23 protein-coding genes are annotated in these 22,835 nt (G+C 65.1%); 6 read left to right on the plus strand and 17 right to left on the minus strand.

The window, feature by feature from the left end; genetic code table 11:
• Positions 1 to 9: 9 nt before the first annotated feature.
• The gene (locus ACOCMM_RS16935) at positions 10 to 840 is read right to left on the minus strand and encodes a metallophosphoesterase family protein (protein WP_419554301.1); all 831 of its coding nucleotides are present in this window, start codon (positions 838 to 840) and stop codon (positions 10 to 12) included.
• 143 nt (positions 841 to 983) lie between these two features.
• Here ACOCMM_RS16935 and surE point away from each other — a divergent pair, with 143 nt between their 5' ends.
• Positions 984 to 1,829 (plus strand): 5'/3'-nucleotidase SurE, encoded by an 846-nt coding sequence (surE, locus tag ACOCMM_RS16940; protein ID WP_419554302.1) that lies wholly within the window; start codon positions 984 to 986, stop codon positions 1,827 to 1,829.
• 181 nt (positions 1,830 to 2,010) lie between these two features.
• Here the strand turns inward: surE and ACOCMM_RS16945 are convergent, their stop codons facing one another.
• Positions 2,011 to 3,309 (minus strand): MFS transporter, encoded by a 1,299-nt coding sequence (locus ACOCMM_RS16945; RefSeq protein WP_419554303.1) that lies wholly within the window; start codon positions 3,307 to 3,309, stop codon positions 2,011 to 2,013.
• Between the two features lie 107 nt (positions 3,310 to 3,416).
• Between ACOCMM_RS16945 and ACOCMM_RS16950 the strand changes: the two genes are divergently transcribed.
• Complete coding sequence (locus tag ACOCMM_RS16950; protein ID WP_419554304.1) at positions 3,417 to 4,145, plus strand: SDR family NAD(P)-dependent oxidoreductase; 729 nt, start codon at positions 3,417 to 3,419, stop codon at positions 4,143 to 4,145.
• Positions 4,146 to 4,382: 237 nt separating this feature from the next.
• Here ACOCMM_RS16950 and ACOCMM_RS16955 read toward each other — a convergent pair whose 3' ends face one another.
• From ACOCMM_RS16955 to ACOCMM_RS16965, 3 genes are all read right to left on the minus strand, one after another.
• Positions 4,383 to 5,327, minus strand: a complete 945-nt coding sequence (locus ACOCMM_RS16955; RefSeq protein WP_419554305.1) for a sterol desaturase family protein — start codon at positions 5,325 to 5,327, stop codon at positions 4,383 to 4,385.
• A 10-nt stretch (positions 5,328 to 5,337) separates the two neighbouring features.
• Complete coding sequence (locus ACOCMM_RS16960; RefSeq protein WP_419554906.1) at positions 5,338 to 6,273, minus strand: DUF4032 domain-containing protein; 936 nt, start codon at positions 6,271 to 6,273, stop codon at positions 5,338 to 5,340.
• Positions 6,274 to 6,430: 157 nt separating this feature from the next.
• Positions 6,431 to 6,559 (minus strand): hypothetical protein, encoded by a 129-nt coding sequence (locus ACOCMM_RS16965; protein ID WP_419554306.1) that lies wholly within the window; start codon positions 6,557 to 6,559, stop codon positions 6,431 to 6,433.
• A gap of 23 nt (positions 6,560 to 6,582) precedes the next feature.
• On the opposite strand from ACOCMM_RS16965, the gene ACOCMM_RS16970 reads away from it, so the two are divergent.
• Together ACOCMM_RS16970 and ACOCMM_RS16975 are read left to right on the plus strand one after the other, a co-directional pair.
• The gene (locus ACOCMM_RS16970; RefSeq protein ID WP_419554307.1) at positions 6,583 to 7,206 is read left to right on the plus strand and encodes a 5-formyltetrahydrofolate cyclo-ligase; all 624 of its coding nucleotides are present in this window, start codon (positions 6,583 to 6,585) and stop codon (positions 7,204 to 7,206) included.
• A 28-nt stretch (positions 7,207 to 7,234) separates the two neighbouring features.
• Complete coding sequence (locus tag ACOCMM_RS16975; RefSeq protein ID WP_419554308.1) at positions 7,235 to 7,534, plus strand: hypothetical protein; 300 nt, start codon at positions 7,235 to 7,237, stop codon at positions 7,532 to 7,534.
• Here the strand turns inward: ACOCMM_RS16975 and ACOCMM_RS16980 are convergent.
• Complete coding sequence (locus ACOCMM_RS16980; protein ID WP_419554309.1) at positions 7,526 to 8,203, minus strand: DNA-3-methyladenine glycosylase I; 678 nt, start codon at positions 8,201 to 8,203, stop codon at positions 7,526 to 7,528. The two genes, ACOCMM_RS16975 and ACOCMM_RS16980, sit on opposite strands and share 9 nt — an antisense overlap.
• A complete protein-coding gene (locus ACOCMM_RS16985; RefSeq protein WP_419554310.1) occupies positions 8,200 to 9,237 on the minus strand; it encodes a TIGR03617 family F420-dependent LLM class oxidoreductase in 1,038 nt (345 codons plus the stop codon). The genes ACOCMM_RS16980 and ACOCMM_RS16985 overlap by 4 nt, the downstream gene beginning before the upstream one ends.
• Positions 9,238 to 9,380: 143 nt before the next feature.
• Here ACOCMM_RS16985 and ACOCMM_RS16990 point away from each other — a divergent pair, with 143 nt between their 5' ends.
• Both ACOCMM_RS16990 and ACOCMM_RS16995 read left to right on the plus strand, forming a co-directional pair.
• A complete protein-coding gene (locus tag ACOCMM_RS16990; protein ID WP_419554311.1) occupies positions 9,381 to 9,608 on the plus strand; it encodes a FitA-like ribbon-helix-helix domain-containing protein in 228 nt (75 codons plus the stop codon).
• On the plus strand, positions 9,605 to 10,009 hold the full coding sequence (locus tag ACOCMM_RS16995) for a type II toxin-antitoxin system VapC family toxin (protein ID WP_419554312.1): 405 nt from the start codon (positions 9,605 to 9,607) through the stop codon (positions 10,007 to 10,009). Before ACOCMM_RS16990 ends, ACOCMM_RS16995 begins: the two co-directional genes overlap by 4 nt.
• Before the next feature lie 18 nt (positions 10,010 to 10,027).
• Here the strand turns inward: ACOCMM_RS16995 and ACOCMM_RS17000 are convergent, their stop codons facing one another.
• The 10 genes from ACOCMM_RS17000 to ACOCMM_RS17045 all read right to left on the minus strand — a co-directional run bounded on the left by ACOCMM_RS17000 (position 10,028) and on the right by ACOCMM_RS17045 (position 22,692).
• The gene (locus ACOCMM_RS17000) at positions 10,028 to 11,818 is read right to left on the minus strand and encodes a 3'-5' exonuclease (RefSeq protein WP_419554313.1); all 1,791 of its coding nucleotides are present in this window, start codon (positions 11,816 to 11,818) and stop codon (positions 10,028 to 10,030) included.
• An 81-nt stretch (positions 11,819 to 11,899) separates the two neighbouring features.
• Complete coding sequence (locus ACOCMM_RS17005) at positions 11,900 to 17,221, minus strand: RecQ family ATP-dependent DNA helicase (RefSeq protein ID WP_419554314.1); 5,322 nt, start codon at positions 17,219 to 17,221, stop codon at positions 11,900 to 11,902.
• A gap of 74 nt (positions 17,222 to 17,295) precedes the next feature.
• The gene (locus ACOCMM_RS17010) at positions 17,296 to 17,715 is read right to left on the minus strand and encodes a type II toxin-antitoxin system VapC family toxin (protein ID WP_419554315.1); all 420 of its coding nucleotides are present in this window, start codon (positions 17,713 to 17,715) and stop codon (positions 17,296 to 17,298) included.
• A complete protein-coding gene (locus ACOCMM_RS17015; protein ID WP_419554316.1) occupies positions 17,712 to 17,939 on the minus strand; it encodes a CopG family transcriptional regulator in 228 nt (75 codons plus the stop codon). The genes ACOCMM_RS17010 and ACOCMM_RS17015 overlap by 4 nt, the downstream gene beginning before the upstream one ends.
• Positions 17,940 to 18,073: 134 nt before the next feature.
• Complete coding sequence (locus ACOCMM_RS17020; RefSeq protein WP_419554317.1) at positions 18,074 to 18,544, minus strand: DoxX family protein; 471 nt, start codon at positions 18,542 to 18,544, stop codon at positions 18,074 to 18,076.
• A gap of 235 nt (positions 18,545 to 18,779) precedes the next feature.
• Positions 18,780 to 19,247 carry a VOC family protein gene (locus ACOCMM_RS17025; protein WP_419554318.1) on the minus strand — a complete coding sequence of 156 codons (468 nt, stop codon included), beginning with the start codon at positions 19,245 to 19,247 and terminating at the stop codon, positions 18,780 to 18,782.
• A gap of 81 nt (positions 19,248 to 19,328) precedes the next feature.
• Positions 19,329 to 19,847, minus strand: coding sequence for a UGSC family (seleno)protein (locus ACOCMM_RS17030; protein WP_419554319.1), 519 nt, complete (start codon positions 19,845 to 19,847; stop codon positions 19,329 to 19,331).
• Between the two features lie 116 nt (positions 19,848 to 19,963).
• Positions 19,964 to 20,743, minus strand: a complete 780-nt coding sequence (locus ACOCMM_RS17035) for a hypothetical protein (protein WP_419554320.1) — start codon at positions 20,741 to 20,743, stop codon at positions 19,964 to 19,966.
• Positions 20,744 to 20,792: 49 nt separating this feature from the next.
• Complete coding sequence (locus ACOCMM_RS17040; protein ID WP_419554321.1) at positions 20,793 to 21,857, minus strand: hypothetical protein; 1,065 nt, start codon at positions 21,855 to 21,857, stop codon at positions 20,793 to 20,795.
• A 58-nt stretch (positions 21,858 to 21,915) separates the two neighbouring features.
• Entirely contained in the window at positions 21,916 to 22,692 is a 777-nt protein-coding gene (locus ACOCMM_RS17045; RefSeq protein WP_419554322.1) for a TIGR00266 family protein, read from the minus strand.
• Positions 22,693 to 22,835 lie beyond the last annotated feature (143 nt).

The following is a 22,835-nucleotide window of genomic DNA, read 5'->3' on the forward strand; positions in this document are numbered from 1 at the left end:
GCAGAAGTTTCAAGCCGGCTCCTCGGCGCAGCCATCGGGGGGTGGCATGACGGCTACGTGGTCAACCGAGACTGTTCCAGCACGGCCGTCGGTGGACTGTTCAAAGGTGACCAAGCACGCTGTCCCGTTCGACGGTATGCCCATCGGGGCGCCCGGGTACCAGGCGATGACCTCGCCGACCGAGACGTCGGTGGGCACGTGCCAGTGGCCGAGTGCTACGTAGTCGGCGCCGGTGGCTTCGATCTCTGCGGCGGCGATCGGCGATGACCGGTGCGCATCGTCGGCAGTGCGCTGGAAATGTCCGTGCCCCGCAGCGATGAACCAGCCGTCATCGGGACGGGACGGCACGCCGGCGAGGGGGCGGTAGTCGGAGTCATGCGAGTCCATGGCGCGGCCCCACAAAGTCAGGTCGTGCTCGCCGAAGTGCAGCGTGGCACCCTCGGGGTCGTCGAGAAAGATCACGCCAGCACCGGTGACCTCCAGCCGATGCTCGTGGTCGGCGTGGGTGCCCCACAAGGTCCGCTCGTCGTGAACGTCGTGGTTGCCGGGAATGATCACCACTGACGCGTCGACACCACCGAGCAGTTCCATCGTGTGCGTAACATCGGACCTCTTCAGCCGGGCGTGGTCGAACAGGTCGCCGGCGATCAGCAACACATCTGCTCCGTGGTGCACAGCCGTTTCGGCTAGGGCCCATATGGGGCACTGACACACGTCGCGGTGCGCCCCGTGGGGTCCACGCACATGGCCGATGTGAACGTCGGACGTGTGCAGGACCCGCAACGTGCGCCCGGCCTCTGGCGACGCCTTCGTCACCCCAGTTTCGGCCCGCCCCTTCACAGCGGAACAGCTTGCCACGGCACGCTGCCGGAGACTCCGGCTGGGGACCTCGGCCCAGAGCCATTGGCTCGACGCAGCGTGGCATCGCCTGTCAACTGGGTGTCAGCCCTGCGGCATCACCCGTTTGCGGGCCATACGTCGACATGTCACCAGCGGGCGGTACCTTCGACACGGTGCGGATCCTGGTGACCAACGACGACGGCATCTCCTCGGAGGGCCTGTACGTCCTTGCGAGCGCCATGACGGCCCACGGTGATGTTGCGGTGGTCGCACCGGACTCGGAGTACTCCGGCGCTGGCGCAGCGATCGGTCCCCTGCACCTGATGGATCCCGAAGTTCACAAGGTTCGCTTCGAAGGCATCGAAGATGCGTGGGCAGTCTCAGGAGCACCGGCGCTGTGCGTGATGTTCGCGCGGCTCGGCGCCTTCGGGCCGGTCGACCTGGTGGTGTCCGGAATCAACCCGGGCGCGAACGTGGGCCGGTCCGTGTATCACTCCGGCACCGTCGGAGCGGTGCTGACGGGTCGCAATGGCAGCATTCCGGGCTTGGCAGTCAGCCAGACCGTCGACGGGTTCGGCGTGGAAGGTCAGGGTTGGGAAGAGGCCATCGCCGACCAGAAGTGGCACTCGGCAGCCGAGGTCGCAAGCGCCGTCGTCGGCGGCCTGCTCGCCGACGACCACGACACCGCGTGGGCGGTGAACCTGAACGTGCCGAACCTTGAGGTCACAGACATGAAGGGTTGGCGATACACCGAAATCGGCACCCTGCCACCCCGCTCGATCACCTCGGTCAACCTCGAACCGCACCCCGACAACGCAGATGCCTTCCGGGTCGCGATGAACTGGGGCGATGCGGTCGACATGCCCGTCGAGGTCGACACCGGCGCAGTCATGGGTGGCTACGTCTCTGTGTCGTTCCTGTCGCGCATCACTGCCCAGCCGCCAGTGCCCGAATCCAAGCTCGCTGCCGGCCTCGACGGGCTGTTCTAAACGCTGCGACTCCGCAATCGACTGTCACGCTTTCTGTGTGCAGATTTGCTGTCTGTGGCGGCATTTCTGCACAACGTCCAACGCCAAGCAATTCTCTGCGCAAAATTGCCGCCTGCAGCGGCATTTCTGCACAAGGTCGGGGCAGTCACGGTCGGCAGGCATCACGCCTATCCATTCGCGCTTACAGGGTGATGCGCCGGGTCACTCGAAAGTTCCGGACCAGCATGAACGCGGCCGCGATGCCCAACACCACGGCCACCCAGGCACCCCAGCTGGCGAGATCGGAGTACGCGCGGTGCTTCACCGCCAAGCCTGAACTCACCCCGGCGGCAGTGCCGAATGCCGTCATGAGCACGTCGACGGTGCCCTGTACGCCCACACGCCGCTCGACCGGGAATGAGGCAGTCAGCAGCGAACTCGCGGCGACCACGCAGCAGCTCCAGCCGATTCCGACAAGAAACAGCCCAGAGAGCAAGCCAGTGGCGTGCTCAGCCTCGGTATTGGCGGCGGTCGCAGCGCCGACGGCGAGTACGAGCGCACCGAGGACGATCATGATCTGGCCGCCGACCCGGTCGACCAACCACCCGACGTATGGCGAGAACGCGAACATGCCGGCGATGTGAAGCGACAGCATGATGCCGATGATGAAGGAGTTCTGGTCGCCTTGGAACATGTGAATCGGCGACACCGTCATCACGCCCACCATCACGGCCTGCGACAGCATCATCCCGATGAGGGCGATCGAGGCCACCGGGTGGGCAAAGATGCGCCCCGCTTCGGCCAGGCTCGGCAGCTTCACCCCCACCGACCCCGCATCCACCGCCACTACGTGCAGCGGATCGGGGCGCAGCCGTCGGGAAATGTTCAGGGCCGCAATCAAGAAGAGCCCCAGCGCCAGCACATAGGGCAACGCGAATCCACTCAGGGAGTCGCTGTCGGCAAAAAGGCTCTTCGCCCCCAACCCCACCGTGGGCCCGAGTACTGATCCGATGGTGCTCGCCCACAGCACGAGGCTGATTGACCGGGCGCGGGTCTCGTCGGTCGCCAGGTCGGCGCCCGCGTAGCGGGAGGCCAAGTTGGCGGCTTGGCCTGTGCCGATCATCACCATCCCCACAACGAGCACTGAGTAGCGCCCGACGAAGCTCGACAGCATCGCAATGGCGGCACCCGCGGCGCCGATCAGATAGCCGCCGGCCAGTCCGGCGCGGCGCCCATGGCGCGCCATGACGGCGGCCAGCGGGATGCCGGCAAGCGTGCCGCCGAGGCTGAGGCACACGGCCGCGAGGGAGGCTTTCGACTCGTCCCCGGTCATCTGCTGCGCAATCAGGGTCGCCGCGGAGAACGACGCCGTCATGGCCAACCCGCCGGGGATGACGCCGAGTTGCAGTACCCGGATGGTTCGGCGTGCCAGTTCGTCGCGCTCGGGCGTGCCTGGGAGGTATGCAGCCCCCTCGCCGCCCGCCGACAAGCTCTGCACCATCGCCCTAGCCTCCCCTTCGGCGTGCCGGGTTTGGCGCCGGGGCCGCTTGGGAACGCTACTGCGGGGCATTGCTGCATGCCCGGATGACCCGCCCGAAGGGGTGCGAGATGCGAGATATCACCGGATGCGTAGCGATGATCAGCGGAGCCAACCGAGGCATCGGCGCAGCACTCGCCGCGGCCCTGCATGCCGACGGCTGGGCGCTGTCACTAGGGGCCCGCGACTTCTCGTCGCTCGAGGAGTCGGCCGCGGCGTATCGGACCGATTGGAGCGGTGGTCCCGCAGTGAGCCTGCACCACTACGAGGTGACCGACCGAGCCGGCGCGCAACGCTGGACCGCGGAGACGCTCGACGCCCATGGCCGCATCGACTGCCTCGTCAACAATGCGGGCGTCGCCTCGACCGACACCCTCGATGAGCTGACCGAGGAGACTCTCGACCTGCTGTGGGAGGTCAACGCGAAGGGCCCGTTCCGCATGATCCGGGCTGCGCTGCCGCACCTGCGTCACAGCGGCGAAGGACGCATCGTGAACGTGATCTCCATGTCGGGCAAACGGGTGCGCGGCACCTTCGCCCCTGGCTATGCCATGAGCAAGCACGCCGCGATGTCGCTGCACCATTCGGTCCGCCACGCGACGTTCCCTGACGGGATCCGTTGCACCGCAGTGTGTCCTGGCTACGTGCAGACCGACATGACCGCAGAATTCGGCGTCGACCCCTCGATCATGATCCAGGCGGACGACCTTGCTCACACGGTCGCGACCATCCTGCGCTTGCCCAACACCGCGTCGGTGGCCGAACTGCTCGTCACCACCGAGCCCGAGACCATCGCCTGACGGGCACAGCGCCCAATGCGTCGGGCGGCAGATTCGGTGCCGCAGCGTGGTACCGTGGCTCTGCGGATCCGACAAGTGAGGCGGGTCGCTGCGCTGGCCTGTCAATGTCGTGACAGCAACCCGCCTCGCGGATCACCCTACGAACAGGCTGCGCCGCACGATGTGCGAATTTCATCGCAGCTATGACGTCTGTGCCTATCCGCCGATGTCCTGAACAGGCTTGCTTGACCGGATCGCCTAGCGGGCGGCGAGTCGGCGGCGGCGCTCGACGACGCGCTCGGTGGCGGCGTCGCTGCCGTCGTGCCACGTCCCGAACCACTTGTCCATGGGCACCAGCGACGTGCCGTAGTTGCAGTCGAAGTAACGGTGGTGAAGCGTGTGGAAGCGATCGCCGCCTGCAATGGTGCGCCCGCCGGCGATCACGTAGCGGTCGAAGCCCGAATGCGACGGTGCAGGTGACAGCAGCAGGTACGTGGCAGTCAGCGTCACGAGGTACGGGTTGCCCGGTATCAGCAGGAACATGAGCGGCGCTGAGAAATACAGCACGTGCTCAACGGGGTGCATGGCAACGCCGGTCCACGGACCGATGTTCACGTTGTGGTGATGCAGCGAATGCGCCGTGCGGTACAGGAGCTGGGTGTGCAGCAGTCGGTGGTTGGCGTAGAAGTGCACTGACACCAGCGGGAACATGGCAAACGTCAACGCAACTGCATACAGAAGGCTGCTGCGGGCCGGGATCGTCCAGATCAGGTCGTTGGCATACAGCCACAGCATCAGCGACTCGTACAGCGCTGCGATCGAGCAGGCACTCACCAGCGACCAGAACACGTTGTCGCGTGTCTGATGCCGGAACAGGAACGGGCGCCGCCCGACTGACAGCCATCGTTCGTCGTACTTGTGCTGCGTCCCTTGGGAGCGCCGCATGTACAGCCACCAGTGCAAACCGCCGACAATGACGACCATGAGCCCGACGTTGCGCGCATACACCAGCGCGACCGCCCACGGGGCGGGCGCGGCGAACCGGTCGAGCGATGGCGTCAGCCACGTCCACGCCACAACGCCGATGACAATCCAGAGCGCGTTCTGCCACCAGAAATACCTGGTGACCAGCCAGCGCGTCATGGCCAGCGGCCGAGACGGACGCTCGTACAGCGGCGGAAGCGTGACTTCCCCGATCCCCACTGCGCGCAGCCTACGCCTCGCCTGCGGTTGGGGTGGGTGCCTCAGGCGCCCCCAGCTCAGGCGCCCCCAGCAAGACATCGCCGGGGTCATTGCCTCCGTCATGATCGATGAGCGTCCGCTCTCGGGGCAGCCGCTCGAGCACCTCGTCGACAAAGGTGACCATCGCCTCGTCGTTCTCGACCTGACGGCCAGCCGCTTTCGAGCGCTCAAACCGATGCTCGATGAACTCGTAGATCAGCTGGGCGTCGTCGAGACGGTCCCGATACCGGTCTGGAATCGCAGCAATCACCGGCTCGTACCGCTCGGATAGCCACCGGTAGGCCTTCACCGACTCGGGCAGCACATGACCTGCTTCTCGTTCGAGCGCCAGCCCGTACGCGTCGACCGCGTTGAGCAGCGTCCGTGCCTGGTTCTCTTGGACCTCGAGACCAGTCAGTCGCCGTAGTCGCAGGTGTGCGTGGCCCTCTTCGACCACCACAGGCCGGATCCGCAGCCGAGAGCCGTCGGACGACTGCACCACGGAGAGCTCTTCGACGTCGAAGCCCATCGCGTTCAGTCGCTCGATGCGCTCGCGGATGCGCCACCGTTCATGCGCTGCGATGTCGTCCTCGCGTGTCAGCTCTGCCCAGAGCCAGCGGTATCGGTCAAGAAGTTCATCGGTGATCTCGATCGGGTCGGCGGCGGCATCGAGCAGGCGATCGCGCAGCAACGAGGTCGCAGTGGTGCGAAACAGGTGCTGGTACGGAAGCGCGAAGTCCAAGAAGCGCGTGATCAGCATCGACTTGAGATCCCGGCCATCGCGGCTGCGACGACCGGTGACGACACCGACTGCTTTGACAGCGGGCAGGCGCGAATCCTCGAGGTGTCGAAGCACCCGATATTCGCGCTCCGCGAGCCGCTGTTCGGTTTCCTTGAGCGCGTAGACCCTGCCGTCGTAGGAGACCATTCGCACGACGTGGCGGCTTAGTCCCCGGCGGACGCTGATCAGCCGGTCTGTCGTGCCGCCCCAAAGCTCGAGCGGCTGCTCCCATGGCAGATCGAGAAAATCTGGATGCCCTTGCCGAGTGATGATTTGCAAACCAGCAGGCACCGCGCCCTCGTCGTCAGTCCCAGATCGCCGTGTGATCCCCGAGATCGAAGAAGTAGAGATTCTGCACCGACACAGCGATCTCGACTGCCACATTGACTGTCGCCCCCGCCCGCGCTGGCCGCCCCAGTCCGATCGGTCGCATCTGCTGCATCTAGCGTGTGCACGGTGCGCGAGCCTCCCACTGCGGGAGCATCCAAGGATACGTGGCGGCGCTGGCTGCGCGATCGGCAGACCCAGGTCGATCCCGGCACCGCCGCAACGTTGGTGGCAAGTTTGCACCGCTTCATCGAGTCTGCCGATGACACCTGGAACTACCGGGTCGGCGGCGCTTCGCCTCTCGGGAACGGGCTGATTCTCTTCTACCGTGCGATGCCGCAGGAGCTCTCGCTTGACGGCCTCGCCGATGCGCTGGGCTGGCAACGCTTCGCCGTGACGCGGACTCCCCCGGACGGTCCGCTCACGCTGCACCCGGCAATCGGCGCCATGGAACAGCACCGATTCGGCTTCCCACAGCCGATCGCTGCCGCATTCGAGTTGCAGCCCCATCACATAGCGCTGGCGCTGGTCCCGGGCATCGCCTTCGACCGAACCGGGACGCGTCTCGGCCACGGTGCCGGCTACTTCGACGAGCTACTAGCCAGACTGCCTGCTGAGAGCCCCCGGATCGGGATCGCACCTCGTGAGCTGATTTTTGACCGGCTGCCTGCCGAGCCCCACGACGTGGCCATGACCCATCTCGCCACCGAGGACGGCGTCGTCGCTCTCCACCCCAAAGAGGATGCTCCATAGAATCCGGAGGAACTTCAAAGGAGCTGACATGTCAACACAACTGCGCCGCTACGACGTCGTCGAGGGCCAGATGGATTCGTTGCTCGAGTGGTTCCCCAACATCATCGCCGTGCGGGAGAAGTTCGGTTTCAAGGTCGAGTTCATGTATGCCGATCGTGAGAACAATCAGCTCGTCTGGGCAGTCAGCCACCCCGGTGACTACGAAGCCGCGTACGAGGAATTCGCAGCGTCGCCTGAGCGGGCGGCCGTCTTCGCAGACCAGCCTGAACGAGTCACGGGCATGAACGTGTCCATGGTGGACACCGTCATCGCACCCGGTTCAAACTGACGGCGAGCCTGACCGACCTCGGTGTGTCTCCCGCGCTTGCGCAGCGCGGGCAGTCTCAATTGCGGGTCGGCGATGACAGCCTTCGATGTGGTCATTGACGATGCCTGACGCCTGCATCAGGGCGTAACAGGTGGTGGGGCCGACGAAGCGCCAGCCCAGTTTGCGCAATGCCTTGCTGAGGGCCGTCGACTCAGGCGTCGTGGGCATCGAAGTGATCGTGCCGTAGTCGATGACCGTCGGCCGGTCGTCGGGGCTCGGTTCGAACGACCAGAAAAAAGCCGCCAGGCTGCCGTGCATCTCGATCGTGTCGAGTGCAGCGCGGGCGTTGTTGATGGTCGCCTCGATCTTGCCTCGATGCCGCACGATGCCTGCGTCGCTCAACAATCGGCTGACGTCAGCTTCGTCGAACCGGGACACCGCCTCGAAGTCGAAGCCGCTGAAGGCGGCCCGGAAATTCTCCCGCTTGCGCAGGATCGTCAGCCATGACAGCCCTGACTGGAAGCCCTCCAGGCACATCTTCTCGTAGAGCCGTACGTCGTCGATGACCGGTACGCCCCACTCGGTGTCGTGGTACGCCTCGTAGTCGTCGTGCCCTTCGCCCCACCAGCAGGCCAGCGTCCCGTCGGTTCGTCGCCGGAGGCCCGAGGGCACTGAGACCGGCTGGGTCATGTGTTGCTGGCGGCGGCGACGGCTTCGGCAATGGCGTCGTTCGTAGGCGACGGGCCGTAGAACATCATCGTCGTGCGATCGGCGAAGGCGTTGCGCTCGGCGATCTGAGCTCCGACCTGCGACGGCGTGCCGGACACGACGATGAGGTCGAGCAGATCGTCGTCGATGAGGTCGGTCATCTCTCGCCAGTTGCCCTGCTTGGACAGCGTGTTCAGGCGCGGCTGCAGCTCGCCGTAACCGTGGTGATCGAGCGCACCTGCATAGGCGGGCGTCGAGCCGTAGAACGCCAGCTGCTCGGCAGCCGATCGGCGCGCCTTGTCGAGCTGTTCGTCGTCCTCGCCCATTGCGACGATGATCAGGCACGCAACGGTGACATCGTCGACGTCACGCCCTGCTGACTCGGCGCCCGCAGCCATCGCCGGCAGCGTGACATCGGACATGAACTGGGCCGTGTGGAAGGGGTGGACGAAGAACCCGTCGGCGGCGGCGCCGATCACCTCGACCATCCGCGGGCCCACGCCGGCCACGTAGATCGGCGGCGGCTCCATGCCGAGCGGGCCTGGATTGAAGAACGGCGTCATCAAGGTGTGGGTGTAGAACTCGCCGCGGTGGTTGAGCCGCTCACCGGTCTCGAAGGTGTGCCAGATGGCCCGCACCGCCTCGATGTACTCACGCATGCGCTCTGCGGGGTGCGACCACTGCTCGCTGAAGCGCTTGGTGATGTGGGGCCGGATCTGAGTGCCGAGCCCCAGGATGAACCGGCCACCGCTCATGCGGTGCAGGTCCCACGACGTGACTGCGCACGTCATCGGGTTGCGGGCGAAGGCGACGGCAATCGCCGTGCCGAGCTCGATGCTCTCCGTGCGCTCCGATGCCAGTGCCAGCGGCAGGAACGGATCGTGGGATGCCTCGAACGTCCACGCCGCCGAAAGGCCCATCTCCTCGAACTGAGCTGCTTCGTCCGCGCAGCCGCCAGGTGTCGAAGAGGTTGTCGCCCCGTCGATGCGGTGCTGTGTCGTCGGCTTGGCATTCATCGGTTGGATCTCCCGTCGTGCATGGCGCTCTCGGGCGACAGTGCCCAGATTGCTCGATGCATATCGCCCGATGGAGCGTCTGCAGGCTGACGGTATTCCACCGGTGAGATTGCATGAATACCGCATGAGAGTATGATTTCTGCATGACATCGCTGCAGATTCGAGACATGCCAGATGAACTGCATCGGCGGCTGAAGGCACGCGCTGCTCTGGAAGGCCAATCGATGGCGGAGTATGTATTGCGCGAGTTGCGCCGTTCGCTCGATGTGCCGACACGCCAGGAGATGATGGAGCGCATCGCGGCACTTGATCGCGTCGAGGTAACCGAGTCGCCTGCCGACGCGGTGCGCGCGATACGCAACGCGAGGTGATCGTTCTCGATACATCGGCCGTCATCGCTTGGCTGCTTCGTCTGCCCGAAGCGACCGACGTTGAGCGGCGTGTCTTGTCGTCCGATTCGCTGCACGCGCCCGCGTTGCTCGAAGTGGAAGCTGCGCATGTACTGCAGCGTTACGTGCGAAGAGGAGACCTCTCGGCCGAGCAAGGGCAGCGTGCGCTAGAGGAATTCCCACGGCTCGGCATCATGGCGCATACGCACGAGCTGCTGCTGCCGGTGATCTGGCGACTGCATGAGAACTTTACGGCGTATGACGCGTCATTCGCAGCACTGGCGGTGATGCTCGACGCTCCCTTGGTGACGCTCGATGCCCGCACCGCACGCGCACCCTGGCCGGCCGATCTGCTGCCGCTGCGCGTCGACTTGATCGCCTAGCGACGTTCCGCGCCGACATCAAGGCTGGGACGGCCGCAGTTCCGGCAGTTGGCTGATGTCGTCCATGATTCCCTCGCCGGAGTAGGTGACTGTCAGCGTCTCGCTGGCCCGCGTCATGGCCACATATAGCAGCCGACGGCGTTGGCGATCCTGCTCGTCGGGCTCGTCATTTTCGACCCAGATGTCATTGGCACCACCGATGACGACATGTGGAAACTCAAGACCCTTGAGCATCCACAGGGTCGCGACCGGCACGATGCCGACGGCATCAGCAATCTTGTCGCGCTGTGCACCTTTGACTTCTACAGCGTCAGGAATGCGCCGCATCAGATTCGCGCGAAGATCCGGCCAGCCCGACAGCACTGCGATGTGCTCGGGGGGTGTACCACCGTTTCGCAACTTTGCTACGTGCTCGGCGATGGCACCGGCTTCGGCTTCCATCGACCCGCATGCAAGCCTCATCGGCAGCGATCCTCGTCGAGCTGCTTTCCCCGGCTTCACGAAGACATCGAGATCGACTCCGTCACTGCCAGAGCGGTCTCGCTCCGCAACATCACCCAGCGCCAACAGCGCCTCCTCGAGAACCTGCTCGGTATTGCGGTAGTTGACATCGAAAACCTTGGTGCGCCCTTGCGCTGTCATTCCCGGCGGATACCAGCGACGACGGTTGCCGCGGTAGACCCGCTGTGCGCCGTCGAATGCCATCACAAAATGGTCACGATCAGGCTTGAACAATTCCCATGCCATGTCCAAGCCGTCGGCACCGAGGTCTTGCGCCTCGTCTACGAGCACCATGTCGTAGCCCCGCTCTCGTCGCTGAGCCTCCGTAAGTGTTCGGAGTAAGGCTGTGGTGTCGCGGCGCCGCTGTTCAAAATCCGGCTTGGCCCCTGCGTCGTCGATGATGCCGGCCCCCGCCAGTAATCGGTGAGCCACTTGGTCGATAGTCCTGACGAAGACGTTGGTGCAGTCCGCCACCTGCGCCCGCAGTGCCGAGGCCAGCGGCACGTTGAAGCACATCAACAGGATCCGCCAATCAGGAAAGTACCGGGCGATGTGTCGGGCTCTGTGGGTGAGCACGAGCGTCTTGCCGCTGCCGGCCACGCCACGAATCACCCGATACCCGGAACCCAAGTGGCGGGCCGCGCGTTCTTGCTCGCGGTCGAGCGTTCGAATGATCTCCTCGCTGGCAGGATCGGGTTCTCGGAACATCGCAGCTGTCTTGCCCGTGATGACGATCTCGGGCTTGATCACTGCTCGGGTGCGCTCTTGCTCGGGTCCGCCCAGCGGCAGAATCTGGCCGCCAATGGCTCGCTGAAGTGCAGGCCGCAATGTGCCCGGCTCGAAGTCGTCGCGCGTTAGCAGCGGAAGCCGGCTGTCGATATCGGTTGCGTGCTCGTGGCTGGTTTGCGGCAACGCGAGGACGTGACGCACCGGCAACGACTCGACCGGGGCTTCAGCGGCACTGCCGCCAAGCTGCGTCACCCGTTCCACCACCAATCGATGGGTCGCTCCCTCGTCGAGCCGTACGCGTCGTCGGCGAGAAGCCTTGATCTGCCGGCGCGACGGCGCCTGCAGGACGGCGATCCCGGCCTGTGGGTCGAGCACTATCAGATAGCAGTCACTGTCGTCGTCTGGCGTCGCAGCGCCGTCGAACTCACGCCGCAGCGCCGCCGCTTCACCCTCCCCGGTGCGCTCAAGCCAGACAGTCACTTCCTCTGGCAAGTCGTCCCGAAGGTGCCGAGCCACCTCTTGCAGCCGCTCCGGCACGTCGCTTCGACTCGCAAGATTCTCGGGCTGCAGGAATGCCATGCGTGCTCCGCGGACAGGGCCTTACGAATGTAGTCAACGCGTCACGCCCGCTGCGACTTCGGGCCGATGACCATGAAGGGCCTACATGGTGCCGGCGAGCTCAGAACCGTCGTCCGTGAGTTCGAGCCGAACGTACGAGGTGCCGTCGAACTCGTCGGTGACGGCAGCGACGAGGCCTTCTTCGACCAACCCGTCAACCGCTGCGCGCACATCGCGTTCGCCAAGGAACGCCAAACGGCCTGCCAACCGGTGATTCGCCAACCGTGAATGCGCACCATCTGACTTCGCCGTCCCGGCGCCCCACAAGCTGCCCGCGAGGCAGCGTTCGATGTTCTTGCGTGAGTATCGCCAAGGGGTGACATCTGCCAGCAGGCCGAGGATCGACTGAGCGACCGGCAACGCCTCTCGCAGCCCGGCTTCGCTGAGATGGCTGTCGGCCCAAGGCCGCGGCAGCTCAGTACACACATCGCAACGGCCGCAGCCGCCGTCGGCAGCTTGTGGCAAACCAGCCGCCGCGTCCAGATAGTCCAGCAGGCCCACGACTCGACACGAGCGCCGGTCGCGGGCGAAAGCCTTGGCACGGTCAGACTTCTCAGCCACTTCGCTGCGGCGCTGCTGGCACTGTCGTTCGACCTCTGCCCAGTCCGGTTCGCCCTGCGAACGCTGAAGCACCCATCCGTACTTCCAGACGGTGAACCCGATGACGTCTCGGTGGTGAAGCTCAAGTAGGTCCTGCGCGACCTCCACCTCGGACCGGCCGAGGTCTTTCGACCACTGCCGTGCGTTGTAGCGGCCGTCATGTTGCTCCGCCAGTTCAATGAGCCGCTGAGCGCGTGCAATGAACTCCGGTTCGACTGCCGCGCCTCCCTGTAGGCCCGCGACCCTGTCGGCGTCCGGCGTGTTGGAATCGCCCGACGCGTCGCTCAGGCGCAGCTCGCCGAGTCGCTTGCGGGTGTCGTCGATAATCGTGACGCGGCCCTCCCACGGCGTGTCGGGGTGCCGCTTCAGAACGTTTGCGAGCGCCAAGTAGTGGACGGCGAGCGAGGTCGCGACCGATTCCGCGTCGCTCTCGCGGGTCGCGTCGTCGGGGCCGTCGACGAGATCCTCTGGGACGTATGAGCCCACGCCAGGTGTCAGCTTCGCCCAGATGCTTCGCACCTGCTCGATTGACGGCGCAGCGCTGCGAACGAAGATTCGATGAATGGAGCAGTCCTTCGGCATGCTCAGCAGTACTGCTGTGCCGTCGGTAGGCATGCCGGGCTGACCGGCACCGCGGGCGGCCCTGCCGGTCTCTTGGACGTACTCCTCGATGGTGGCAGGCATCTCGGAATGCACGATCAGAGCGATGTCAGGCTTGTCGATGCCCATGCCGAAGGCCTTGGTGGCAACGATCACGTCGATCTCACCATGACGAAATGCGTCCTCGACGTGCGACCTTGCCGCTGTTTCCATGCCTCCGTGGTAGGCGCGCACCGTGTGGCCGGCAATGCGCAACAACCCGCTGACGCGCTCGGCGTCGCGTCGGGTCGGCACATAAACCACGCTCGCTTGGCGGCGAAACGCCTCCACCACCTGAGCGATGCGGACATCGCGGTCGCTGCGGTTCGCACAGTCTTCGGTGTGGTAGCTGATCTCGGGCCGGTCTGGTGACAGCACGGTCGGCTCACGAATCCGCAGATTCAGCGAAGCCGCGATGTCAGCGCGCACTCGGGCATTGGCGGTGGCCGTCACCGCCAACAGCGCCGGGCGATCGCCGGCTGGCGAGGCCCTGCCTCGAACGATGCGGCGGCGACGATTCGTCGGAGTCCCTCCGAGCAGTTTGATTGCCTCGGGAATCCTGGCGTACTCGGGCCGGAATGTGTGTCCCCATTGCGAGATGCAGTGCGCTTCGTCGATAGCAATCCGAGCAACGTCGACGTTGGAGAGCAGACTGATGAACTCCTGCGACCACAGCCGTTCGGGGCTGATGTACAGCAGCTTGTAGTCGCCCCAGCTTGCTCCTCGCAAGATGTCGCGCCATTCGCTTTGCCCCACGCCGCTGTGGATGGCCGCCACCTCCGTGATGCCACGGCGCCGCAAGTTCTCGACTTGGTCGTTCATCAACGAGATCAACGGCGACAGCACAAGCGTCACGCCAGGCATCAGCAGTGCCGGGATCTGGTAGGTGATCGATTTGCCCGATCCTGTCGGCAGCACCGAGAGAGCGTCTTCGCCTGCCATGAAGCGCCGCATGGTCTCGAGCTGGCCGGGTCGCCATCGTTCGAAGCCGAAGATCTCACGCACGCGGTTCAGCCGCTGCTCGACGATGCGAGCGTCTCGGGCCTGATCCTCGTCGAGCGCGAGCGCTCGAATCTTCGCGAGGGTGTCATCGACCGGAACTGCATCCATGGCGTTCAGCAGCTCATCGGTCAGCTCGATGCCGTCCAGATGCCCGCAGATGAGTTCGTATGCGCCCTTGGGGTCACGGACGCGATGCTGAGCGGGCGGGCCGGGCAGCGTGGAGAGGATCTGATCGGCATATGAGGTGGCCCGGCACAGGCGGTTGTCGAGCATCACGGTCACCCCGCGATCGTCTGCCGCACGGATCAGCCGTCCTACTCCCTGGGCCATCCTCAGTGCGGCGCGTGGCACGGCATAGTCGGCGAAGCCATCCTTGCCCTGCTGCTCCACAGCTTCCATGCGAGCGCCCGAGATCGGGTCTGCGGGAGAGTCGAAGGGGATCTTCTCCAAGAGGAGCAAGCTCAGCGCCTCGCCGGGGATGTCGACGCCCTCCCAGAACGAGCGCAGGGCGAGCAGGCTGGTGGCCATCTCAGTTCTCATCCGGGCGACAAGCGCGGGAGCAGGCCCGTCGCCTTGTGCCAGCAACGGAACTCCGTGCTCATCGAGGTAGCCACGGAGCTTGTTTCGGGCCGCTTCCATGCGGGAACGAGCAGTGAACAGCGCCATCGTCCGGCCTCCCGCCAACAGCATCAGCCGTCCGGTCTCGCGGCCTGCCGCCTCGGTGAACTCGTCGATCAGGCGTGCTCTGGGGGATGGCAGCCAGTCAGCCAAGATCAGCAGATGCTGTTCGCTGAGCGCTTCGAACGGCGTGGGCAGCGCCTTCGTCTGGGCGGCACCGAGTCCCAGTGAGTTCAGGATGTGACTGAAGCTGCCGCCTACTTGCAGTGTCGCCGATGTTGCGACGGTGGCCTCGAGGCCATTCCACAATTGCCGCAACTGCGGTGCTACCGAGAGCGGCACATGTCGCAGCAGCCATGTCCAGCGTCCGTCGACGTGCTCAATCTGACTGACTGCAACGCGCTGTTGCTCTTCAAGAGTGGCAATGAGACTGGCGCTGGGTATCGCGTCGCCGCCACGGTCGTACCCCGAAGCCTGGGGACTGGACGGGCTAGCGGAGCCTGCGTCGGCGTGGATGACGCGGCGGAGCGTCTTGGCGGCATTTCGGGCAAAGCGCCCAAGGTGTCGCATCTCGGCTTCGAGGCGGTCGCGCCGGTAGCGACCTTCGAGTTGTTCCGGCAGATTGATTTCGTTCAGCTCGCCGGCGATGCCCTCCAGGGCCTCCGCCAGCGACCGCCCTTCGCGCAGCACTACGTAGTAGTCTGGGTGCGCGGTGTCGATTCCGCGTCGAATTCGATACGACGAGGGGTAACGATCGTCAGCGCTCGCTGCTGTCCGCACCCGCAGGTAGGCCGACAGCTCCGAGCCGAATCGCGGCAGCTGATCCCGTACGCCGGAGACACAGCGGCGCAGGTCGGTCAACGGCGCGTCGCGTACGGACCAGCGGGCGGCGCGGGCGAGCCGACCAACCGTTCCGCCCCCTCTACCGCTCGGAGCGATTGCGTCGCAGAGCTGGTCGACCTCGTTCTCTCCGATCTCCGCCGTCAGCGCGTCGGTTGCCGAGTCTTCGAGATTGTGCGCCTCGTCGAGCACCAGGTGCTTGGCGTGATCGAGCCACTCGTCATCGGTCACGACCAGTGCATGGTTCAGCACGGCCACGTCTGCATGCCGCAGCCCGTCACGAGCACGGCGATAGAAGCACCGCTCGTCCAAGTCAGTCTTTGCCGGACCCGGCCGCTCGCTCACCGAGAGCACAAATTGAAGACTGGACATGACGTTCCGAAAGCCGCTGCCCAGCGCCCACGTGTTCAGGTCATCCCAATCGCCCGTCGGCGTTTGCGAGACCCAACCGCTCAGGACCGCGAGCGCGAGGCCGCGAACTGCCCGAGGCGAGCCTGCACTGTGATCGGAATCGTGCCCCGGCGGCGAGGTGCTGCCCGCGACCACATCCTGTGCGTTGCCGGAGTGATCACCTCGAATATCCAACTCGCGAAGCTCACTCTCCAGCGCGGCCACGTCGATGTAGTTGCCCCTGCCCTTGAGCAGAATCCAGTTGAAGGGTGCCAAGAGCGATTTCAGTTCCTCGAGGGAGTGCGCGATCTGATCCTGAAGCACCTTGGAATGCGGGGCAAGCGCGACCGTTGCGCCGCTGGCGCGGGCGTATTCGATCGCGGGTGCGAGATACGCGAGGGTCTTGCCCGTGCCCGTCGGGGCTTCGATGATCCTGGGTTCGCCATTGAACAGCGCCAACGCCACCAAGCGAGCCATTTCGACTTGCTGCGCGCGTGGTGAGCGACCGTGCGACATCAGCGCTCCGCCGTCGTCGAGCATGCCCGCGATGGCTTCTGGATCGAATCTGCGTGTCGGTTCGGGTCGTTGCCGTTGCTTGGGCACCGGGATGGTCAAGGCCAGCGAGGGCAGGTCGGATTCGGCGTCAAGGAATGCGGACCATGGGTGGGCGGTCACGTGCAGCACCCAGCGTTGAAGGCGGCGAGGCCGGGACGCTTCGTTCATCGACGCAAGCAGCTGGCTCAGCACATCAGCAAGCAGACGGGCATCACCGAGCGCCCGGTGCTCGGAACGGGCGGTACGCCCCAAGAGCCGTTCCGCCAGATCGTCGAGGCTTCGCCCACGCGGGGGCTTGCTGTCATCACTTCCAATCGTCATTTCCCGACCGGCCCTCGGGAGCGCGAGGTGTGCCAACTCCAACGTGTCGAGACGTTGGCCACCGATCAACGGGAGCTCCGACTGCTCAGCAGCCGCATCGAGCAACGGGTAGTCGTAGCCGAATCCGTTATGAGCCAGAATTGGACGGTCGCCAACGAATGCGGTGAAGCGCGGCAGCGCCTCAGCAAGCGTCGGCGCCTGCTCTAGATCCGTGTCTGTCAAGCCCGTCAGTTCCCGGGTATGGGAGCGCAACGGTCGGGTTGGTCTCACCAACGTTGCGAAGTCGTCGGCTTCGACGCCGTCGACGACGAGCACGGCCCCGATCTCGATGATCTCATGGGCCGGCGGGTCCGAGCGATCCGCATTGGCCTCAAGATCGAACACTACGTACTCGCGCACTGCCCACACTCCGGAGGCCAACAATCGAAAGGCAAGCTAGACGAGACAATCGGATCGGGTTAGCGATGTCGTCTTCAGAGCTCGGCATCAGCGGGAAGGATGCGGAACGGCTTGCCGCGCAGTGATTGGACGACACGGAAGTGACGCTCGTCGAGCGTCGCAATTGCGTCTTCGTCGTGCTTGTCGGCGAGCACTACCAATGAGGCATCAGTCAGGCCTAGGGGCAGATCGCGATACCGCTCGATGACGGCGTGCGCTCGCATGAGATCGATCGCATCGAATCCAGCGATCTCGTACGGACCCGACGACATCTCATCAAGCACGGCTAGTTCAGCGTCAACCCCGGCGATGCGGGCCGTGAGATAGTCGAGCTCGGCAAGGACGAACGGCGAAATCAGCAGGGGACGGCCCACGGAAAGCGCTCGGGCGCACGGTTCATGCATTCGCTGGTCCGGCACGAAAGCCGCCAGCAAGACGCTGGTATCAACGATCACGTGCCGAAGCCGGTTCGCGCCAAGTGCTCGTCGACGTTCTCAGCGATATCGGGATCACCCCAGCCTTCGCTGAACAATGGGGTCGTCGGCCGCGCCTCGCGCCGTGCGAGAGCCTCTGTCAAGGCCTCGCGCACAATGGCGGCCTCAGAACAACGCGATTCGGCGGCGGCGCTCTCAAGTCGTACCTTGAGATCGTCGGGCAGGTAGATCGTCGTCTGCTTCATGAAACCACAATATATTGCGCCATATATTGTGTCGCCAACGCAAACCACTCCCAGGTCCGGGACGCGGAGGCTGGACGCGACGAGGGCGCGCTGTAGCGCTTGGTGATGTGACGATGGATCTGGGTGCGGGTTGGCTACAGCAGTTCGCGTCCGAGGAGCTTGCGCTCAAGGCTGTACTTGCGGGCGCCCAGGACACCGATGATGCCGGCGATGGCGAACCACAGCAGCGGCACCTCGCCTCCGTGGCCGCCGAAACCCGCCCCTGCCGGGAAGATGTGCGGCCAGATGCCATTCGGGGCGTGCACGTCGAAATAGGCCCAGATCATCTGCACGACCAGCGCGCCCGCCCCAAGACGGGTCAAGACACCCGTCGCGATCAGGATCGCGGCAATGAATTCGACCCAGCCGGCGATGTCGACCTTGACGCCCAGCGGATGGTCGGCGGGAAAGCCCCAGAGCAGGAACGCCTTCTGGATCCCGTGCAGGAATGCGAAGAACGCGAAGAAGAGTCGGAAGAGGAAATAGAACTCCTCTGACCATCGTTCAAGAAATTGGCCGAAGAGCGGCGGTGACGCTGCTGTTGCAGCATCGCTCTGCATCTGCATGTTGAAGTCCTTGATGAAAGTGCATGCGACTGATGCATGCAACGTACGGCCAGTGACTCTATGTCCGCACGAGACCCGAATTCGGGATTTCTGGGCCGCATCTGGCCTGCGAACGAGATCGGCAACTCTGCGGCTGCCGCGTCCGGTGGCCGCGGCCTCAGGGGGATGATCGGCAACTCGCCCCGTCGGTCTGTTCCCAGGCTGAGGCTGTCGGCCAAGTGCTGGGTGGGAACCGTCAGCCTTCCGACATCTCGGCCATGGCTGCTTCGGACCGGCGCGCCATTTCTTCAGGATCAACGTCCTCGACGTGCGTCATGACGTTCCAGGCGTGGCCCCACGGATCCTCGAATTGCCCGGATCGGTCGCCATAGAACTGGTCCTCGACGGAACGCAGTTCGGAGGCGCCTGCCTCCAGTGCTGCAGCGAAAATGGCGTCCACGTCTTCCACATAGACAGTCATGTGGACCGGCGTCCCACCGAGACTCTTGGGCCCAACGAATCCCATTTCGGGGAACTCGTCGGCCACCATGATGAGCGAATCGCCCAGCGCCAGCTCGGAATGACCGATCTTGCCGCCCATGTCGATGCGCATCCGTTCGGTCATGCCCAAGACGTTGATGTAAAAGTCGATCGCCTCGGCGGCGCCGTCGACGCTGAGTGTCGGGGAGACACGTGGGTAGTCGTCAGGAATGGGTTGCACCATGATCAGCTGCTCCAGAAGTTCGTTGGCTCCACCTGGAGCGAATCGCAGTTCGGTCCGCCGGAGGGCGGGAGTGGCCTGACGCTAGTGGGCAAGCAGGACCTCAACAGCCTGCGAGACGGCTGCTTCGGCGCGAGCCTCGAGTCCTGAACCGTCAGCACTCGCAATTGGGTGCTCGATGATCGTGAACGGGTGCTCAGGCACGCCCTGGACCCGGGCCATCAACTCGGCCGCATCCACAAAGGCGCTGGTCATGACGCTGACGGCGGGAACTCCGACCCGCTCGACTGCGACGGCGTCGTGCAGACTGCACGACGAACAGCTGCCTCAGTCGCCGACGCCGGCCAGTACGGCATCCCAGCCCATTGCCTCGGTGAGCAGTTCGTGCTGCGCGGGCGCGCTGTAGTTGAGTTTGATCCTCCAGACCACCTTGGCCACGCCATGGCGGTCGCGCAGCAGACGCTCGACATGTTCAAAGAACGGCTTGGTGTTCTCCTTGCCGTTGGAGATGATGCCGATAGTGGCGCCCTTCAGGGTGGCGAGCCTTGCCGGCGCCGCGAACCCCGCAGGGTCTTGCTCGTGGGTCGGGTTCAGTATTTCCACGTCACGCCTCCTTGGGCGGCACCGCGCTCCCGCTGGCACCCGGCTGAGTACATGCTGCCACGAGGATCGCCCCGACCGGCATGCTCTGCGCCGGACTGGCCACTCTGGTTGGCAGGTCAGCCGTTGATGCTGTCGTAGCCCGCAAACAAGAACTCGAACGCCGCGTCGGCGGGATTCGCAGTTCCGAGCATCTCGCTGTACGGAAGCGAGGCGCCGCCGAACGCCGCGTCATTCCAATAGGGGTCGGCGCCATCCACCTCGCCCCATGGTCCGACGTATGCATAGGGGTACCGATGGGCTGCGTCGCCCGGAGACAGGCCGAATGTGGCTCGGGTTCCGCCTTCGGCATCGCCGATTGCTGTTGCGATGTCGAGGTGCCCGGGCCACAGCTGAACCTCGTCGGCGTCAACGGCGCCAGGCAATGCCCGCAGCTGTTCCAAGACGTCGTTGCCAAGTCTGAACCACGACACCAGATGTGCACCCACCTCGGGACTGACGCGCAGCCAGCGCTCGGCATCACCAAGCTCAGGACTGTCGTGCTCTCGAGCTTCCGTCCCCGGTGCGACACCCACGAAAGCTGCTGCCGCCGCCAGCGTCGTGATGTGGATGCTGCGCGGCACGCCGCCCTCTTCCGCGTGCAGCTCGTCGCCAGCGATCCACACGCGGCACTCCATCTCACCGGCTCGGCCCATGGGGACATCGAAGATTGGGGTGCCGAAACCTTCAGCCAGGCTCCGCAGACCGAACCGTCCTGTTGCGACACGTCGCGCCTCGCCGACCACCGCATACGCCAGCCGGTGGTAGTCCTCGACTGATGCCAGGTAGTCCTCCGGCAGTTCGGTGAGCAAACCGCCGTAGGCGTGCTTCGGCTGCTGCGGGCCGGAATTGTCCTTCATATTGCGAGTCTTGCGCGATGGACGGTCGGTTGGGTAGCGGGTTACAGGTTCAGCGCATTTCGCAGTCCACGCAAGCACCGACTGCGACTGTGGCGGCGTGGCTGCGGGTGCCCAACCAAGGCGGGATGACAGCGGCGAAGCCACCCGCAGGTCCTCCCGCAGCGACGATCAAGAGGTCTTCGGGTGCCTCAAGCGCCGGGTACTCGCGCTCGGCCCGGTCCTTGACGACCGCACCCTTGCCGACGGCGGCCCAGTCCCCCCGGCGCACGCGCGCTCGCTCGTGAACGCAGCTCGCGATGTCGTCCTTCGACCAGCCAGCCGTGTCAAAGTGCTCGCGCAGCTGCGGCGGCAGCACCACTGCGTAGTTGCCGGGCCAGATGGAGTAGTTGAGCTGGTTGGCCCGGATCTCAGCGGCGATGGTCTGGCACAGCTCGGCCGGGTCGGTCGTCCACTCGTTCATGATCTGGCGGGGCGCCATCGAGGCCACCGCCGTCACTGACGACACTTGGCCGCGTTCTACGGTCGTGGTGCCGAGCCGCTGGTCGCCCAGCGACACCCATCCGGTTGCTTCCTCGTCTTCCGCGATGCAGTAGCCGAGCTTGCCGGGGTGGCCCAGCGTCGAGCGGTCGATTCCGCCCGGCCGCACGTCGAGCACATTTGCCAGCACGAGGCGCACCGCCCGGCCGATGACCGCCCGTGACCGGTCGGCTCCCCCGAGCACGCTGAAGGTGGCATCCATCGCCAGCTCGTGCCTGATGGGGCCGTTCACGATCAGCAGCACGGCGCAACCGCCGGTGGAGGCCGTTGGCCCGTGGAGGCCGAATTCCGGCTCCAGCATGGCGGTGAGCGCCGTGACCACGACCGGAAAGTGCGGGGGCAGGCAGCCCGCCATCACGGCGTTGATGGCGGCCTTCTCTGCGGTGATTGCTCGGGCTCTCACGGGCTCGATGCCGATGAGGTGGTCCGGCGCCAGCATCGCCCACTCCAAGCAAGCCGCCACTGCGTCGGCGGTGGGGGGCACCACCGGCAGGCCGTCTGTCCAGCCGCGTGAGTGATACGCCTCCTGCGCGTCGGCAAGGTCGTCGACGTTGATGTGGCCCGACGTCAACTGCATGGCCGTGACCCTATGGCGACTACACGAACCGGGCAGCCGGTGAGAGCGCTGTGCGGCGTTAGTTGCGCTCCAACAGACCCGAGAGCAAGCCGCGTGAGTCGTCCGACATCGGTCCCGCTGCGTTGGCGAGCACCCGAGACGCCAGTCGTTCGAACGGCAGTGACTGCAGCCACACCCAGCCGGTGCCCGACACGGTCGCCAGGAACAAGCCCTCCCCACCGAAGAACATCGACTTGAGGTTGCCCGCCCGCTCGATCGTGTACTTGAGCGACGGTTGCAGTGCGACGAGGCAGCCAGTGTCGAGCCTGACGGTCTGGTTGTTCAACTGGACGGCCTTGATGGAGCCGCCAGCGTGCAGGAAGGTCATCCCGTCACCCGTCAAGCGCTGGAGGATGAAGCCCTCGCCGCCGAACAGCCCGGTGCCGACGCCGCGCTGCCACGCGATGTCGAGCTTGGTGCCCATCGCCGCGCACAGGAATGCGTCACGCTGGGCGATGATCTCGCCGCCCATCTCCGCGAGATCCACTGGGATGATCTTGCCTGGATAGCCCGCTGCGAATCCGACCTTGGCCTTGCCGGCGGCCTCTGTGTTGGTGAAGTGGGTGAGGTACAGCGACTCACCGGAGATGACACGCTTGCCGGCGCCCTTGAGCTTGCCCCACATCCCTGAGTCAGGCTCGGACCCATCGCCCATGACCGACTCGAACGAGATGCCGTCTTCGATGAACATCATCGTGCCGGCCTCGCCGACAACGGTCTCGCCGGGATCGAGTTCGACCTCGACGAATTGCATGTCATCGCCGAAGACTTCGTAGTCGACTTCGTGGCTCTTCATGGCTATTGAGGGCTCCTCGTTCGCAGGATGCGTACGCGCGGGGCGCACGCTGCCCACGGTACCCCTCGGCCTGATGGCGCCTGGGGCGCGCGGGGGCACGGGAGTTGGTCTCGCTCAAGCTCTGATCGCGTCGGATCAGGCGC

The organism is Candidatus Poriferisodalis sp., from assembly GCF_965198245.1.
In the GTDB taxonomy this organism is placed as follows: Bacteria; Actinomycetota; Acidimicrobiia; order Acidimicrobiales; family Poriferisodalaceae; genus Poriferisodalis.

Coding starts and splice junctions, on each gene's coding strand:
- surE (WP_419554302.1), top strand. CDS start 984: ATGTCACCAGCGGGCGGTACCTTCGACACGGTGCGGATCCTGGTGACC.
- ACOCMM_RS16950 (WP_419554304.1), top strand. CDS start 3,417: ATGCGAGATATCACCGGATGCGTAGCGATGATCAGCGGAGCCAACCGA.
- ACOCMM_RS16975 (WP_419554308.1), top strand. CDS start 7,235: ATGTCAACACAACTGCGCCGCTACGACGTCGTCGAGGGCCAGATGGAT.
- ACOCMM_RS16960 (WP_419554906.1), bottom strand. CDS start 6,273: ATGGTCTCCTACGACGGCAGGGTCTACGCGCTCAAGGAAACCGAACAG.
- ACOCMM_RS16985 (WP_419554310.1), bottom strand. CDS start 9,237: ATGAATGCCAAGCCGACGACACAGCACCGCATCGACGGGGCGACAACC.
- ACOCMM_RS16980 (WP_419554309.1), bottom strand. CDS start 8,203: ATGACCCAGCCGGTCTCAGTGCCCTCGGGCCTCCGGCGACGAACCGAC.
- ACOCMM_RS17035 (WP_419554320.1), bottom strand. CDS start 20,743: ATGAAGGACAATTCCGGCCCGCAGCAGCCGAAGCACGCCTACGGCGGT.
- ACOCMM_RS17025 (WP_419554318.1), bottom strand. CDS start 19,247: ATGGTGCAACCCATTCCTGACGACTACCCACGTGTCTCCCCGACACTC.
- ACOCMM_RS16945 (WP_419554303.1), bottom strand. CDS start 3,309: ATGGTGCAGAGCTTGTCGGCGGGCGGCGAGGGGGCTGCATACCTCCCA.
- ACOCMM_RS17045 (WP_419554322.1), bottom strand. CDS start 22,692: ATGAAGAGCCACGAAGTCGACTACGAAGTCTTCGGCGATGACATGCAA.
- ACOCMM_RS16990 (WP_419554311.1), top strand. CDS start 9,381: ATGACATCGCTGCAGATTCGAGACATGCCAGATGAACTGCATCGGCGG.
- ACOCMM_RS17015 (WP_419554316.1), bottom strand. CDS start 17,939: ATGAAGCAGACGACGATCTACCTGCCCGACGATCTCAAGGTACGACTT.
- ACOCMM_RS17020 (WP_419554317.1), bottom strand. CDS start 18,544: ATGCAGATGCAGAGCGATGCTGCAACAGCAGCGTCACCGCCGCTCTTC.
- ACOCMM_RS17040 (WP_419554321.1), bottom strand. CDS start 21,857: ATGCAGTTGACGTCGGGCCACATCAACGTCGACGACCTTGCCGACGCG.
- ACOCMM_RS16965 (WP_419554306.1), bottom strand. CDS start 6,559: ATGCGACCGATCGGACTGGGGCGGCCAGCGCGGGCGGGGGCGACAGTC.
- ACOCMM_RS17000 (WP_419554313.1), bottom strand. CDS start 11,818: ATGGCATTCCTGCAGCCCGAGAATCTTGCGAGTCGAAGCGACGTGCCG.